The 15,076-nt window shown below is 42.6% G+C and carries 13 protein-coding genes, 1 riboswitch and 1 other annotated feature; of the genes, 6 read left to right on the top strand and 7 right to left on the bottom strand.

The window, feature by feature from the left end:
• Positions 1-321 precede the first annotated feature (321 nt).
• Positions 322-421, top strand: a riboswitch (TPP riboswitch).
• A gap of 94 nt (positions 422-515) precedes the next feature.
• Genes IGI94_RS06540 through IGI94_RS06525 form a run of 4 tightly spaced genes read left to right on the top strand, consistent with a single transcriptional unit; the run spans position 516 to position 3,750 of the window.
• The gene (locus tag IGI94_RS06540) at positions 516-1,139 is read left to right on the top strand and encodes a YkoF family thiamine/hydroxymethylpyrimidine-binding protein (RefSeq protein ID WP_005236559.1); all 624 of its coding nucleotides are present in this window, start codon (positions 516-518) and stop codon (positions 1,137-1,139) included.
• Positions 1,132-1,734, top strand: a complete 603-nt coding sequence (locus IGI94_RS06535; RefSeq protein ID WP_005236560.1) for an ECF transporter S component — start codon at positions 1,132-1,134, stop codon at positions 1,732-1,734. The genes IGI94_RS06540 and IGI94_RS06535 overlap by 8 nt, the downstream gene beginning before the upstream one ends.
• Positions 1,731-3,143 carry an ABC transporter ATP-binding protein gene (locus IGI94_RS06530; RefSeq protein ID WP_008381568.1) on the top strand — a complete coding sequence of 471 codons (1,413 nt, stop codon included), beginning with the start codon at positions 1,731-1,733 and terminating at the stop codon, positions 3,141-3,143. Before IGI94_RS06535 ends, IGI94_RS06530 begins: the two co-directional genes overlap by 4 nt.
• Positions 3,070-3,750 (top strand): energy-coupling factor transporter transmembrane component T, encoded by a 681-nt coding sequence (locus IGI94_RS06525; protein WP_086299561.1) that lies wholly within the window; start codon positions 3,070-3,072, stop codon positions 3,748-3,750. Before IGI94_RS06530 ends, IGI94_RS06525 begins: the two co-directional genes overlap by 74 nt.
• A gap of 62 nt (positions 3,751-3,812) precedes the next feature.
• Here IGI94_RS06525 and IGI94_RS06520 read toward each other — a convergent pair whose 3' ends face one another.
• Positions 3,813-4,331: a signal peptidase I gene (locus IGI94_RS06520; RefSeq protein WP_016613282.1), complete on the bottom strand. Its 519-nt coding sequence runs from the start codon at positions 4,329-4,331 to the stop codon at positions 3,813-3,815.
• Between the two features lie 178 nt (positions 4,332-4,509).
• On the opposite strand from IGI94_RS06520, the gene IGI94_RS06515 reads away from it, so the two are divergent.
• Positions 4,510-6,351 carry a hypothetical protein gene (locus IGI94_RS06515; RefSeq protein ID WP_438899560.1) on the top strand — a complete coding sequence of 614 codons (1,842 nt, stop codon included), beginning with the start codon at positions 4,510-4,512 and terminating at the stop codon, positions 6,349-6,351.
• 96 nt (positions 6,352-6,447) lie between these two features.
• Positions 6,448-6,652 (top strand) — a binding site (T-box leader).
• Between the two features lie 41 nt (positions 6,653-6,693).
• Positions 6,694-8,127, top strand: coding sequence for a proline--tRNA ligase (gene proS / locus IGI94_RS06510; protein ID WP_005236573.1), 1,434 nt, complete (start codon positions 6,694-6,696; stop codon positions 8,125-8,127).
• 47 nt (positions 8,128-8,174) lie between these two features.
• On the opposite strand, the gene IGI94_RS06505 is transcribed toward proS, so the two are convergent.
• The 6 genes from IGI94_RS06505 to IGI94_RS06480 form a co-directional block, all read right to left on the bottom strand.
• Complete coding sequence (locus IGI94_RS06505; RefSeq protein ID WP_005236575.1) at positions 8,175-9,179, bottom strand: lipoate--protein ligase; 1,005 nt, start codon at positions 9,177-9,179, stop codon at positions 8,175-8,177.
• Positions 9,180-9,197: 18 nt separating this feature from the next.
• A complete protein-coding gene (locus IGI94_RS06500) occupies positions 9,198-9,938 on the bottom strand; it encodes an MBL fold metallo-hydrolase (RefSeq protein WP_438899559.1) in 741 nt (246 codons plus the stop codon).
• A gap of 207 nt (positions 9,939-10,145) precedes the next feature.
• Complete coding sequence (locus IGI94_RS06495; RefSeq protein WP_253271647.1) at positions 10,146-10,931, bottom strand: DUF975 family protein; 786 nt, start codon at positions 10,929-10,931, stop codon at positions 10,146-10,148.
• A 9-nt stretch (positions 10,932-10,940) separates the two neighbouring features.
• Positions 10,941-12,023, bottom strand: a complete 1,083-nt coding sequence (locus IGI94_RS06490) for a M42 family metallopeptidase (protein WP_005236602.1) — start codon at positions 12,021-12,023, stop codon at positions 10,941-10,943.
• A 133-nt stretch (positions 12,024-12,156) separates the two neighbouring features.
• Positions 12,157-14,211, bottom strand: a complete 2,055-nt coding sequence (locus IGI94_RS06485) for an FtsX-like permease family protein (protein WP_005236604.1) — start codon at positions 14,209-14,211, stop codon at positions 12,157-12,159.
• Positions 14,201-14,965 carry an ABC transporter ATP-binding protein gene (locus IGI94_RS06480; protein ID WP_005236606.1) on the bottom strand — a complete coding sequence of 255 codons (765 nt, stop codon included), beginning with the start codon at positions 14,963-14,965 and terminating at the stop codon, positions 14,201-14,203. Before IGI94_RS06480 ends, IGI94_RS06485 begins: the two co-directional genes overlap by 11 nt.
• Positions 14,966-15,076 lie beyond the last annotated feature (111 nt).

Below are 15,076 nucleotides of genomic sequence, written 5' to 3'. Positions count from 1 at the left end.
TCAAAATACACTCCTTTTTATTTTTCCATATTTCCTTTTCCTCGGCAAAACACTGATAAATCAATTACGATTTACAAAAACAAAACGTAACGTTTACGTTTTACCATCGGTTTTCTACTTTACACAACTATTTACTCCTTGTCAACAGCTTTTCAAGATGTTTTTTTATATGTAAAAACTTTCATATGTACCACTGCTGATATCATTATTAACTTACTGAATGGATCGGTTGATTCGGCAACAATCGGCAAATGACGAAAATCGCTATCTATTGTCCTTTGTCGCCTCCTGTGCTACACTCGAGGGGTAATTGAATACAAGATTATCCACTAGGGACGCTTTATGCTGAGATAGACGTATGTCTGGTCCCTTAGAACCTGATTTGGTTAGTACCAACGTAGGGAAGTGGCAGCGCATGATTTTTCGCGTTCCCATTTTTTCTGTCTACGTGTGGATAGAAAAAGGAGGAACGCTTTTTTTGTAGACAGAAAAACCATCGAGAGGAGAAGAGAAAAATGACAAATGAACCAATCGCCTGTGCGGCAGATGGGATCGATATCACGGGGTGCCGAGTTAGCTTGTACCCAATGAAAGACCATTTCGCGCAACAAATTTTAACAAGTATCGAAAAAACGAATACGAGCGCTGTTTGGCAGCAGACCGATCTGTTCAGTACCCTTTTTCGAGGGGAAGCGCCTAGTGTCATAGACGCAGCAGAGGCGCTATTTATCAACGCCTACGAATCAAAGACACACCTCGTGGGTGAGTTTACTTTTTCCAAAGGCTGTCCCGGAGACACTGCGGGTGACACATTCTTGAATGGCGAACAGGCGCAACCCAATAAAGGAAAGAACCTTGCGAATGGTGACTTTTTGGTTGATTGCAAATATTCGTTTTACGTATTTGGCGAAAATCATTATATGGAAGAAATCGCCACGATCGTCCAACTGGCAGAGACTCATGGCTTGAGCCCTCGTTCCGCTCACTATGTGACGATGCTGACCGGATCAGCAAGCCAACTCTTTGCTTATTTTGAAGCCGCATTAGCTTATGCCCATGACCATCTCCCCCACTATGTTCTGGAAGCGACTGTTTCGGTCAATAGCCCTTCAAAAAAGGAGGCGATGCCACATGACTAAGTGGGCTTTGAAAGATGTCATCATGGTAGGAATTGCTTCGTTGATTTTTGGCGTGATCTATCTTGGGGCTGTCCATTTCGGATTGTTGTTAGGTACGCTTCTAACGCCCTTTGGTTTATCTGTCTTAGCCAATGAGTTTATCTTTGGTGTTTGGTTCATGGCGGCAGCTTTTGCCGGATATGTGCTACGTAAGCCGGGAGCAGCTACGATCACTGAAATGATTGCGGCTCTTTTAGAAGTGTTTATGGGAAATTTTTATGGACCTATCATTTTTATTAGCGGTTTTGTACAGGGGATCGGAACAGAAGCCGGCTTTGCATTAGGCCGCTACCGACGCTACGGGTGGTTCCCTTTAGTTACTGGAGCCGTGGGCGCCACGATCACGAGTTTTCTTTGGGGAATCATTCGGTCAAATTTCATTAACCTACAATGGCAGTTGCTGTTGGCGATCTTTCTTATTCGCTTGCTTTCTTCGTTATTCTTTTCAGCCTTTTTAGTGAAGATCGTCTGTGACCACTTGACACGGATGGGGGTCCTCAACAGTTACCCCATTGCTGAAGATCAAACGGTCATCGTCAAACGGAAAACCGCATGAGCCTGTCGGTAAAAAACGGCAGTTTTTTGGTGGATCAAAAGCGACTTGAATTGACTCTGTCTTTGGCCCCTGGTGAAACAAAAGGGATTTATGGTGCTTCAGGAACAGGAAAAAGCACCCTTTTCCATCTCTTAGCGGGACTAAATGAGAAGGGGTTTGATGGAGGGACGTATACGATTGACGGCCAAACGATGAACCAGCTTTCCATCCGGGAAAGAAGCACGTCCGTCAGCTTATTGTTTCAAAATCCTGATATGCAATTTTGCATGGCAACTCCTCGAGAAGAGTTGCTTTTCTGTTTAGAGAATCAATGTATTCCCCAAAAAGACATGCCAAACAAAGTGGCTGAAGCTTTGGCATTTTGCGAGATTACCCACCTTGCTGATCAACCTTTCACGACCTTGTCTGGTGGTGAAAAACAGCTAGCCGCATTGGCTTGTTGTCTGATATTAAAAAGTCGTTACTTGCTTTTGGACGAACCCTTTGCCAATTTGGATTCGGACACAAGTCAAAAAGTCATACGAAAACTGCAGCAAATCCAACACAAAAATGCTCTTGGTATTTTATTGATCGATCATCAAATCAAAGAGACCGCTAACTGGGTCGATGAGTGGCTGCTGATTGAAGAGGAATTCAGAACGATCAATCAAGCAGCGCTCCGCCAACTTGATCAGCACCTACGCAAGTCGCTGCCGCTTGTGAACATTAAATCGACTTCTAACGAAAAACGGCTTTCATTTCAAAATTTCCGATTACCCATCCGAAACCATGAAATTGTTTTCCCAGATCTTGCCTTTGATAAGGGCTCACTGATTGGAATCACTGGACGTAGCGGCAGCGGCAAGTCTTCGTTTTTAAAAGCTATTTTACAGCAGCAGGCCTATAAGGGGGATATTCTTTTGGCAGGTAAACCAATCAAGAAGTATCCGTCACCTTTTCGCTCCATCAGTTGGATCATGCAAAATCCGCAAGACCAATTTTTGGCAGCTACCGTTGCGCAAGAGCTTAGCCAAGGAAGCGCCCCGACCGAGAGCGACAAACTACTCGAAAAATTGCGTCTGCAAAACAAGAGTGCCCAGTCGCCTTTTCTACTGAGTCAAGGACAGCAACGGCGCTTGGCTGTTGCCTCCTTACTGCAGCGCCCGGTCGACCTACTGCTAGTAGACGAGCCGACATATGGTCAAGATGTCACACAAGCTTGGCAGATCATGGAGCTATTAGCTGCTAAAGCAACCACTGGCACGTTAGTTTTGATCGTTAGTCACGATGTCTTATTGTTGCAACAGTTTTGCTCGCAAATCATTGATTTCAATTGCTATCAAAAGGAGGTCGCAGATGCGTACACTCAATCCCACAGTCAAGTTATTCGCCATTTTAGGACTCGCCTTAGTGGTTTCTTTTCAAAATAATTTCAGATTGAATTTATTGCTCTCTGTCCTATTCTTCGTTATTACTGTAAAAGAGCGCTCCTTGAAAAAAAGTCTTTTGCTCTTTTCTGCATTAACACTGGCAGCTGTAGGGGTCTTTTTCACTGGTCTCCTTTACTATCAAGACCATCAAGGCGCTCCCTCCTCAACGGCAGCTATTCACTATGGGCTTGACATGGCGAGCCGAATCTACTGCTTCGGTATTCTGGGAAGTTCTTTCAGTGTGACGACCACGATCAATGAATTGATTTATTCGCTGCAGCAACAGCTGCACCTGCCTGCCGTTTTTGCGTACGGTCTGCTCGCTGCGTTTCAAATTGCTCCGATCATTCCAGCAGAGTATCAAAACATCCGCAATAGCATGCGTTCCAGAGGAATCTCAGTCAATTCGTTTTCTTTCAAAATGTTGATTCCTTTACTCGTCAAATCCATTCGCTGGTCCGAACTTTTGGCGACGGCAATGCTTTCAAGAGGTTTCGACGGTGAAGGAAAGCGAACTTATGCCAAGACATTTCGAATCACTTTTATGGATACGCTGTTTTTATCCTTATGTTTGATGGTGGGACTTGGCGGAACACTCATCCTATAAAGGGGAAAGAGACAAAAAGACAAAGAAACGTAAGGGTTTCTTTGTCTTTTTTCATTGATTTATTAAGAAGTGATCGTCTTTTTTACTGAGCCAGATTTGATTTGGTAAAACGTAACAAACATCGTCGTTGCTAATATATACAAGGCGAAAAGAAGATACATGTTTTTAAACAGCTGGATCGTCGTTTGGTTCAACCAGGCCCCTACTTTAGGAATATAAAATATCGGCTGGCCAATCAATTGACTTTTTTGAATTTCGTTTGGTTCCATCTGATTTTGATTGTCGCCAATGGTGTAGAGCACCGATTGATTTTCCCCAACCGCAACGATTCGCCGCGTCCGCATCTGTCTACCTTGATCAACATAATACGTTACTTCGTTGCCAACCACTAAATTATCTTCAGAAGCTTTTTTTACAAAAAGGAGTGTCCCTTCAGAATATGTCGGTTCCATTGCATCACTAGCAACAATAGCCATTGTGAAACCAAACGCATGTGGGATCACCACAATTAGTACAGACAGCAGCATGAACATCAGTACAAAAAGTGAGAGCATGATACTTTGTTTTGGAAAAAGCTTCATTTTCTATTCTCCTTCTAAACCTCAGTTTCTTTTATGATTCTATAACATAACTCTATTTTTTTCAAACATTTAAAAACGTTTCGTTGAATTTTTATACGAAGATTACTCGATTATTATTTGACTTTATTTAATTATTTATATTATGCTAAAGGCGATTAAAAAACAGAGGAGAAAAAGTATGCCTTTTTTAAATAACAAGTTTTTTTTAAAGCGTTGGATTCCCTTCATCCTTCTGGTCCTATTTTTACTGGGAAGTATTGTCTTTTTTCTCGTTCTTTTTTTATTCCCAACTTCTGATATCCATGCAGTGGAGAAAAAGGAAGACTGGATTTTCTATGCTGAGGACAATCCCGAATCTACTTTTATTAGCCGTTATGTGAAACATTTACCTAGTGTAAAAGCCAATGATCGTTTTGTGATGAAGCGAAAAATGACCAACGATTATAAATACCCTACAATGTTACTAATTGGCGATCATCAACACATGACTGTCTATCTCGATGATCAAGAAATTTACACCAACGATGAGCCCAATGATCCACTGACTCTCAATCATCCAGGCAAAACATTGTCTTTTATCACCTTGCCTGAGGATTATGTTGGTAAAACCTTGAAAATATACGTGACTAGTCCTTTTGACACCTATTCTGGCTTCCCAGCAGAAGTCTTTTTTGGCCCTGCAAATGCACTGATCGGCTATGTCTTCAGTCTGTCAATTTTAAATATTTACATTCTTTTATTTACTGGTTTTATTTGTATCATCAATTTATTTTATGTCTTAGTTTCTTTTATCAATCAACGAAGGCTGAAAACATCTTCTCTCTTATTCAGCGGCTTTGCCTTAACAGCAGGCTTGGAAGCGGGCTTCAGCGATATGCTTGGTGGACTACTGTTTCCCCCAATCGTCAACTCTGTAATGTTAAATATTCTTTCTATTATTACACCAATGTTTTTGATCGGCTTTTACTGCACGAATATGCATTTTATTCGCAAGTACTACCAGAAATGGTTATACTTCCACTATTCATTCGGTCTGTTAGCGATACTTTTCGCACTTTTCCAAGCACAAAGTTTGCCCGTCATCATGAATTATATGTTCTTGTTGAATATTACCAGTACCTTCGTTACTTCTTTTGCAGCAATCTATGAAGCATTGAAAAAAAATCCTTTTTATGTCATTTGTGCGCCTTGGATCGTGATTGCGGCTATTGGTCATTGTTTCTTGTATATTCAGGATATTTTAGTTTTGCCACAATCTGATATCAATTGGCGTTCGATCATCTTTTTCTTATTAATTATCATTTTTACTTGCTACGGCTTCCTTGAACTCTTTTTTGCCAGCGAGGGTAAAAATAAGCAGATCGATACGGCAGACATCAAAGTGCGTTTATATGAGAACCAACAAGCGATCAGCCCTGAACAAACGTTAAAATGGCAGCAAGTTTTACGAACCATCAAACAAAGAACCCATACCATCAAGGATATGTTAGAAGATCAGCAGTTGGCAGCGGCCTATGAAGGCCTTAGTGAGATTGAAGAACAGATCAAGCAGCAGTTAACGAGTCCTTCCGTTGAAAAAGAATCACTCACGACGATGCTGCTTGCTAATTATAAACACACAGCTGCTCAAAAAAGGATCACCTTTGCCTGTGATGGCATCATAGAACCACTGGAACAATTGGCGGAAAATGATCGTCTATCCTTGATCGCTCATTGCCTAGAGTACGCCATCCGATACACTTGTGCGGTCACTGATCCTCAAAAGCGAAGACTCGCGTTGAGGGTGAATGACACGAACGGCCAGTTGCATATCGACTGCCAAATGCCGCTTCTCTCAAATGAAGAAGGAGAAAAACTACAGAACAATGAAACCAAACGACAGGCGATGCAGGCTGACATGCAAATGCTAGAACAACTTTGTTTAGCCTACCAAGGAAGTATCCGGATTGAAGAAACTGACGGGCTTCACCTCTTGCATTTGACACTTAGGGCGAAAATAGATCCGCTGTCTTTCGACTGACCGTCTTGCTACATTAGTTTTAAAGGAGCGATTTTAAGAAAAAGCGAAAAAACTCTTGCTTTTTTCGCTTTTTCGCTTTAGCATGATAAAGAACAGCAACAAGCATTGGAATAGTAGTTTTATGATGGTCTTAGAGAGTCGATGGCAGCTGAAAAATCGACACCCACTGATAAAATGAACCTACCCAATGGCAATGACCGCAAAACGGTCGGTGGAAAGGCCTTATCCTTTACGAGTTGGATTATCCCGATAGATAATCAACAAAGGTGGTACCGCGAAATCCAAGCATTTCGTCCTTTTTTAGGACGAGATGCTTTTTTATTTTTTTAAGGAGGAAAAAGAATGACACAAAAAAATGATTTTACAGAATGGTATATCCAAACGATCCAAAAAGCCGAATTGATGGCTTACTCCCCAGTGAAAGGCTCCATTATTTTCCGTCCTGACGGCTTCGAACTTTGGGAGCATATCCAAGAAGAGTTCAATCGATTCTTGAAAAAAGAGGGCATTCGCAATGCGTACTTCCCAATGCTGATTCCGCAAAATTTCTTTATGAAAGAAGCCGATCATATTGAAGGTTTTGCGCCTGAATTGCCATGGGTCACAGAAGTCGGCAATGAAAAATTGGAAGAACCTTTGGCCTTGCGTCCAACCTCAGAAACCATGATTGGCTCTGCCTTTTCTGATTGGATCAACTCCTACCGTGACCTGCCTTATGAAATCAATCAATGGGCAAACGTCTTTCGTTGGGAAAAGAAAACATTGCCTTTCTTGCGTACCTCAGAGTTTTTATGGCAAGAAGGCCATACCGCTCATGAAAACGAAGAAGATGCACGTCAACGCACCATGAAAATCTTGGATGAATATGCCCGCCTTTGCGAAGAATTCCTAGCGATCCCTGTTTATCGCGGACAAAAAACCCCTTCTGAGCGTTTTGCTGGAGCAGTTGATACTTATTCGATCGAAGCGATGATGAAAGACGGCAAAGCAGTCCAAGCAGGAACCAGCCACTACATGGGGACAAAATTTGCTGAAGCATTTGATATTACGTATTTAACGAAAGAAAACAAGCATGTCCATGCCCACACAACCTCTTGGGGTGTCTCTACCCGCTTGTTGGGGGCCTTGATCATGACCCATGGCGATGAAAATGGGTTAGTTTTCCCACCAACCATTGCACCAACCCAAGTTGTGTTGTTACCAGTCGGTCCATGGAAAAAGAATCCAGCCATCTTAGAAAAATTAGAAGAACTGTATGCCAACTTTAAAGCCAAGGGCATTCGTGTTCGATTGGATGATTCTGATAACTCACCTGGCTATAAGTTCAATGAATGGGAACTAAAAGGCGCTTGCTTGCGAATCGAATGTGGCCCAAGAGATTTAGAAGCTGGCAAAGTGATGGTCAAAGTCCGCGACTTGGCTGACAAGCAAACAGTCGCCCTTGAGGACTTGGAAGCCTTCGTTGATCAAGAACTGCAAGCAATGACCCCACGCTTATTGGCAGCTGCGAAGGAACGTAACAAAGATAATGAGTACACCAACATCGATACATTGGATGAACTAAAAGCCCATATCGAAACGTGCAAACAAGAAGACAAAGTGACTGGCTTTGTTTTGATCGGTTGGGACGGCTCGGAAGAAACGGAAGCGAAAATCAAAGAAGAAACCGGCTTTACTACCCGAAACATTCCGTTTGAAGCACCAATGGAAAAAACAGTCGATATCGTCAGTGGCAAACCTGCCAAGCATACCGTTTGGATCGCCCGCGCATACTAATAGAAAAAACGAAGCAGCCAGATTGAAAAGGCTGCTTCGTTTTTTGATTAATAAATCAATGAAAGAAAATCTTCAGGCGTGATGTTGCCAAAATATTTTTTAACATCAATGTTGGCGATGACTTGTGCCAAATCTTCCTTGGCATAACGAGTACCGATCAGGGCTTGTTCGACATCTGCAATGTCCCCTAGTCCGAAAAAGTCGCCAAAGATTTTGGCATCCGTGATTTTTCCTTCTGCCACATTCAAACGAACTTCGATGGAGCCGATTGGGAAGCGATGACGGCGTTCAATATCAAAAGCTGGAGATTTACCGTAATTCCAATCCCAGTTGCGATAATACTTATCTGAAATCTCATTGATCTTGACCCAATCCTCTTCAGTCAGTTCATAGGTTTTGACTTCTTCCACGGAATCGACACCAAAAATCTTCAATAAGATTTCTTGACGGAACTCTTCAGTCGTCATGTCTTGCTTCTCTTTTGGCAAGAATGGTTTGATGTTGGTCACTCTTGAGCGGATCGATTTGATGCCTTTTGATTCGATTTTGTCTTTGCGGACTTTCAAGGCGTTGACCACTTCATTGATGTCACTGTCAAACATGATCGTCCCATGAGCAAACATCCGGCCATTCGTTGCGTACATCGCATTCCCAGAAAACTTCATGTCATTGATCACAAGGTCGTTGCGCCCTTTTAGTTGCGCCCCTTCAACACCCATCTCATGCAAGGCTTGGACGATTGGTTTGGTCAGTTTTTCAAAATCTCTGAAAGAATTGCCATCGTCAGGCATAATAAAGCTGAAATTCAAGTTTCCGAAATCATGATAGACTGCACCGCCGCCGCTGAAACGACGAACGACATGAATCCCATGTTCATCCACATATTCCTTATTGATCTCTTCGATCGTATTTTGATTGCGTCCAATGATAATCGATGGTTCATTAATGTAAAAAAGTAAGATTGGTTCATCCACTTTCATTTCTTGAAGAAGAAAAATCTCGATGGCTAAATTGATGCGTGGGTCGTTCAGTTCATTCGGTACAAAAAGCATACTATTCGTTCCTCCTAATTAGATGATTTCTACTATTTTTTGAACAGCCGCCAACTCAACAGGGATTCCATTGGCAGCTAGCGCAGCCTCTTCTCGTAACTGTTCTAAGTCACCGTGTTGCGGCAAATGCGTCAACATTAATTTTTTCACCTGCGCTGCATGGGCGATCTCCCCTGCTTCTTTTGAAGTAAAATGAGCCTTGTGCCGCTCATTTCCTGCAAAAAGATAGGTATCTGCCAAGAATAAGTCAGCCCCTTCAGCAAACGGAACGAAAGATTCTAAATAGCCAGAGTCTCCAGTAAAAACAAAGACCTTGCCCGTACTTTTCTCAACAAATCGCATGGCATAGCAAGTGACTGGATGGATCGTTTTCATAAAGGTAATGGTGAACGGGCCCAATTCCAACGACTCAGACTGAAGGTAATCAAATCCTTGGGTCACTCCCGGCATCGTCAGACTTTCAAAATGAACCTTGTCCTCCCCATGACCGTAGATCGGCAAAACCTGCCGTTCTTCGTTTTCGGGATATAATTGCCAATAGTATTGTAATACCCCCAGATCCGCAATATGATCGTGATGGTAATGTGTCAAAATCACTGCATCTAAGTCTAAGGGATCAAGGATCTTTTCTAATTGGACCAAGGTGGTACTTCCCGCATCAAGCAGCAAATGAAAGCCATCTGACTCTACTAAATAGCCAGTAGTCCCTTCACCATTATACGGATAGGCACCTAAACAACCTAAGACAGTTATTTTCACATGTGTTTCCTCCTCTTTGGCTCCAGCTGATTTTCTACTTCTTTTATGCTATCACATCTCAGCTGATTTGACTAAAATCTGACCATTTTTTTTGCGAAAAAGGATCAAGAAAATGAGAAAAAAACGACGTCTATTGATGAATCCCTTGAATGAGTGTTCAACTCTATCCTTAAGGAACCATTCCAATGGTACGTCGTCTTTTTTTGCTTATCTGATCAGCGCTCGTTGTTCATTGATCAATTCTTCATAGAATGCTGCGTTGACCGCATACGCATAGGCGTTTGCCCACAACATCCCGATCAAAAGCGCCAAGAAACCCAGAATAAACCAACCAATCAGTGATAACTGCAGCCAAATGTATTGCCCCAGATGCGGTCGCAAGAGAGCAAAGGCTACTTTGATAGACTGAAGAACCCCTAATTCCGGCTGATCATAGCGTAGATAGATTGCTAATTGGATCACACCAGTAACGACTTGCGACAAAAAGAAGAACAAGATGATGGAGAGAATCGTCCCAATAACAAAAGCGATCGAACCGTTAAACATCGATACATCAATAGAAATTCCCCGATTAAAATTGAATACCAAGCCCAAATATTGATTAAGGCCTGATAAGACAAATTGCGGCAAGAAAATCGCAAAACTCAAAAGATAATTTAAAAGCGCGCTCACTAAATTTAGTAGCAAAAACGGTACATACAGACGCTTATCAAAGACGAGAAAAATATCCGCCACCTGGATTCCTCTGCCACGAACCAGATAGAGTGCCATAATACTCAATGCTACTGAAAAAGCAAAGAAGACAAAATTGTCCAAGATCAGATCGATCCAGCTCTCTGCATTGTTTGCACCAAAAGAAGTCCCAATACTACTAAAAAGCGAGCTGACCACCGCTTGTACCGCAACCGTTGCTAAAATACTTAAGACGAACGTTCCCCAGAATCCGCGCAAGGAGTTTTTAGCCGTCTCTCGAATCATTGTATTTGATCTCATAGACTCACCTTAATAACTGCGCAATGCTTTAACGGTCTTATCGTCTAAGCGGCGAACCACTTCCGTTACAAGCTTGACTGTATTGAAGTAGTCATCCTCATGAATGACAGAAGTATGAGAATGCAGGTAACGAACTGGCACAGTAATAGCGATCGAAGGAACCCCATCACGAGTCAAATGCATTTGACCAGCATCGGTTCCCCCACCAGTGATCACGGTATATTGGAAAGGAATTTCCATCTCTTCGGCGACATCGATCACAAAATCCAATAATTTCTTGTGAGGAATCATGGAAGCATCGAAAATCAAGACTTGTGGGCCTTTGCCTAACACAGAATCCGCTTCTTTTGGTGTCATTCCAGGTGTGTCCCCAGCGGTACCAGTATCTAGGGCGATAGCGATATCAGGATTCACTAAGTGAGTGCTTGTTCGCGCACCTCGTAGTCCAACTTCTTCCATCACGTCACTGCCGGCAAACAAGCAGTTTGGATGTCCTTCGGCTGCCAAGGTTTCTAATACCCGTAGTGATACCGCCGTACCAATTCGATTGTCCCATGCTTTGGCTAGCAAAAATTTGCTGTCGTTCATCCGTTTGTATTGGATATAGGGGGTGATCATGTCTCCAGGACGGATGCCCCAGCCTTTGGCTTCCTCTTCGCTTGACGCGCCGATATCGATGAACATATCTTTGATATCGTAAGGTTTGTTTCGAGTCTCTGGACTCAACACATGGGGTGGTTTTGAGCCGACGACACCGTGGATCAATTTGCCATCATTGGTTTTGATCTCCACTTGCTGTGCCAGCATCACTTGCCCCCACCAGCCCCCAAGGGTTTGAAATTCGATAAAGCCTTTTTCCGTAATTTTCGTTACCATAAAGCCGACTTCATCCATATGTCCCGAAATAAAAATTTTCGGACCGCCGCCATCACCAACATGTTTCGCAATGACACTTCCTAAACCATCAAAAAAGATATCTTCAGCAAAGTCTTTGGCATATTCTTTAAAGACTTCACGCACTTCCTCCTCATTCCCAGGAACCCCACGTGCAGTCGTTAGGTCTATTAAAAGCTGTTCTTCTTTTTTCTCCATCTTGCTTCCTCCTTTGTCTCATTGATTATGATTATACCATTCTCTTAATCTGGTGCCAGAGGGAAATACAAAAAGATTGGTTAAATGAAAAAACGCTCCTAGTTTCCTAGAATCGTTTTATCGTATAAATAGATCAAGTTTCAATAATCCGCAGACACAGCTTGACGGTAATCAAATAGGCAAACAGATAGACGACTGCTGCCACTGCTGCAAACAAATGAGCAACCCAATACCCGGGACTATCGATGATCTGTGTGAAAGTATTGATGGCAAATACCGCATGCAAAATCGCCAATAAGGTGCCAGGCATAAAAATCCAAATGTTTTGCCAGTACACCAACTTGCGCACTTCATTACGGGTGTAGCCTAATTTTGTCAATAGTCGGTAATTGTACTTTTCCCGCTCCGTGTTAGAAAATTGCCGAACGATCAAACTACTAGACGTGGTGATCAAAACGATCACCCCAACAAATAGCGATACGAACAAAATGATTCCTGCTTGTCGTCGCACCCCGCGCATTGTTGTAAAGCGATTGGCTAACGTTAGCCGATATGCGGTCGTCTGACCACTATCACTACTTGAATCCCGAGCGGTCTCTGGATAAAAGCGTACGTTTTTTTGGTCGTCGCTAAATTCATAGGTCAATGGATGCGCCCACTCGATTGGCAGCTCTTCATCCAACAACTGTGTCAGCGCGTCTGTTTGCACCTTTTCGGTCTGTAAATAAGCAATGGTATAGGTGAATCCTTTGATTTGTTGGTACGCCTCATCTTGAATGACAAGGACATTGGGTAAAGAATAGCGTAAAGCACTATCACCAAAATAATCTTGTTCGGCTTGAATGAGTTTAAAATTATGCTGACTGCCGACTTTGACTTCATCGCGATATGTGATAAATGAGCGAGTTACGTCGTATTGACTGTCAAAAAGTACAGCTTGCTTATCAGTACTCAGTCGAATCTCAGGAGCACCCGGAACCAGTTTTCGCAGACGCTGATAATCCGAAAGTGCCACCAGATTCACCATCATATTTTCGACACTTTCATCTTGCAACTCTCCTAGGTAGCGTGTCTGCACCGTCATATTGGTCATTTTGTAGGGAATTGCTTGTTCCGCTGTAATTGGCACATCCGACTTTTCTAAAAGGGTACGCAAGGCCCCTGCCTGCTCTCCTGACACCTGAAAGGAAGTTGGATAGATACGGTTCGTTGCTTGGTAATTCAAAGAGATGACCCCCATTGTTCCCCCTATCAATGAAATCGCGATTGCAGTGATAATCGTCAAAAGGGCGTAGCTTTTCCACGTCCTTTGCAAGTAAGCACGCACGTTATTGTAAGCAATCAACTTCGCCCCTTTGATAAGGCGTTTTTTTGGTTTACTCAAAAAATACAACAGTGCTGGCAAGGAACAATCAAAAAAGAGATAGGTTGCCGTTATACAGCAAAATAGAATCAGTAAAGGGATCCATAGAATCGCTGAAAAATCTTGCGTATACGTGATATAGTTGGTCCATGTTTCCCTTAGGGTCAATGACAGATAATACCCTACCCCAAGTAAAATCAGACCTAGGACCCCCATCAATGTACGAAACGGAGTCATTTTCATTTTTTTGATCGGTAAGCGGTATTCGGTCTTGATCAATTCACTCATTGGGGTACGCCAAACAAAAAGGATCACTTGAATACTCAATATAATCATTGCGGCGATAAAGACAAAGACCGTCGAAAAAATCGATTGCGGTGAATTAAAGAAATGACTGGTCAAATTTAGGCCCATCGCCCGAATCAAAATCATTGAGAAGAATTTTGAAAAAATAATTCCCATAAAGATACCGGTCACTAGAGAGAAAAAATTTAGTAAAAACGTTTCCCGTAGCAACAGCCAAGCAAGACGACCTTGCCGCAACCCCAAAAGCTGGTAAACACTGATTTCTTTTTGTCGCTGACTAAGAAAAAAATGATTGGCACTCAGCATAAAAAACAAGACGACAAAGGCAACCACACTGCTGCCGAATCCTAAAACCCCTTCAATGCGGATGTCTTGCTGGACCCGTTGATTCAGCAGACGATCATTCATCAAGGCGTTAAAGGAATAAAAAATCATCACGGCGGTCATCATACAAATAAAATACACCATATAATTGCGAAACTGCCGCAAAAAACTCCGCCAGCCGATTTTAAACAACATGGCGCGGACCGCCTCCAATCGTAGCCTGCATATCGATGATTTTTTCGAAAAATTCCTGACGGCTGCCTTTTTTGACAACTTCCGCAAAGAAGACACCATCGCGAATGAACAGAATCCGATTGCAGTAGCTGGCGGTAAAAGGATCGTGGGTGACCATCAAGATCGTCGTTTTTTCTTGTTGATTGATTTGCGCTAAATACCGTAACAATTCTGTTGCCGCTTTTGAATCAAGGGCTCCCGTGGGTTCATCAGCAAAAAGGACCGCCGGACGACTGATGATCGCCCGAGCAGCAGCGACCCTTTGTTTTTGCCCTACAGACAATTCTTCTGGGTAGCGATCCAACAAGTGTTCGATCCCTAACAAATTGGCCGTCTCCTCGATACGTACTTGGGTTTCCTTCACGGGCAAGCGATCAATCGCTAAAGGCAGCAAAATATTGTCTCTGGCTGTCAATGTCTCTAAAAGATTAAAATCTTGAAAGATGAAGCCAATCTGCTGACGGCGAAAATCGCTGAGGGCTTTTTCCGACATTCGGGTAATGTCTTTGCCATCGATATAGATCGAGCCTAAGCTAGGTCGCATGATTGAAGACAAAAGATTCATCAAGGTCGTTTTCCCAGCACCGCTTGGCCCCATGACCCCAACAAATTCTCCTTGATCCACTGCAAAAGAAAGGTTATCTAATACTTTGGTTTGATTGAAACGGGTGCCGTAACTTTTTGTCAGATGCTTCACATCGATCATATTTTTCACACAGAACCCTCCTTTAAAAAAATTCTCTCCTTATGGTAGCATACTTTATCAATGAATACTTCTGCTTCAAAACAGAGAAAAAATAAATTTAAAAAAGTTTTTATTCATTAT

This window comes from Enterococcus sp. AZ149, assembly GCF_051714285.1.
GTDB lineage: Bacteria > Bacillota > Bacilli > Lactobacillales > Enterococcaceae > Enterococcus_D > Enterococcus_D entomosocium.
Note: the sequence above shows the minus strand (reverse complement) of the source record. Positions and strands in the feature narration are given on the sequence as shown.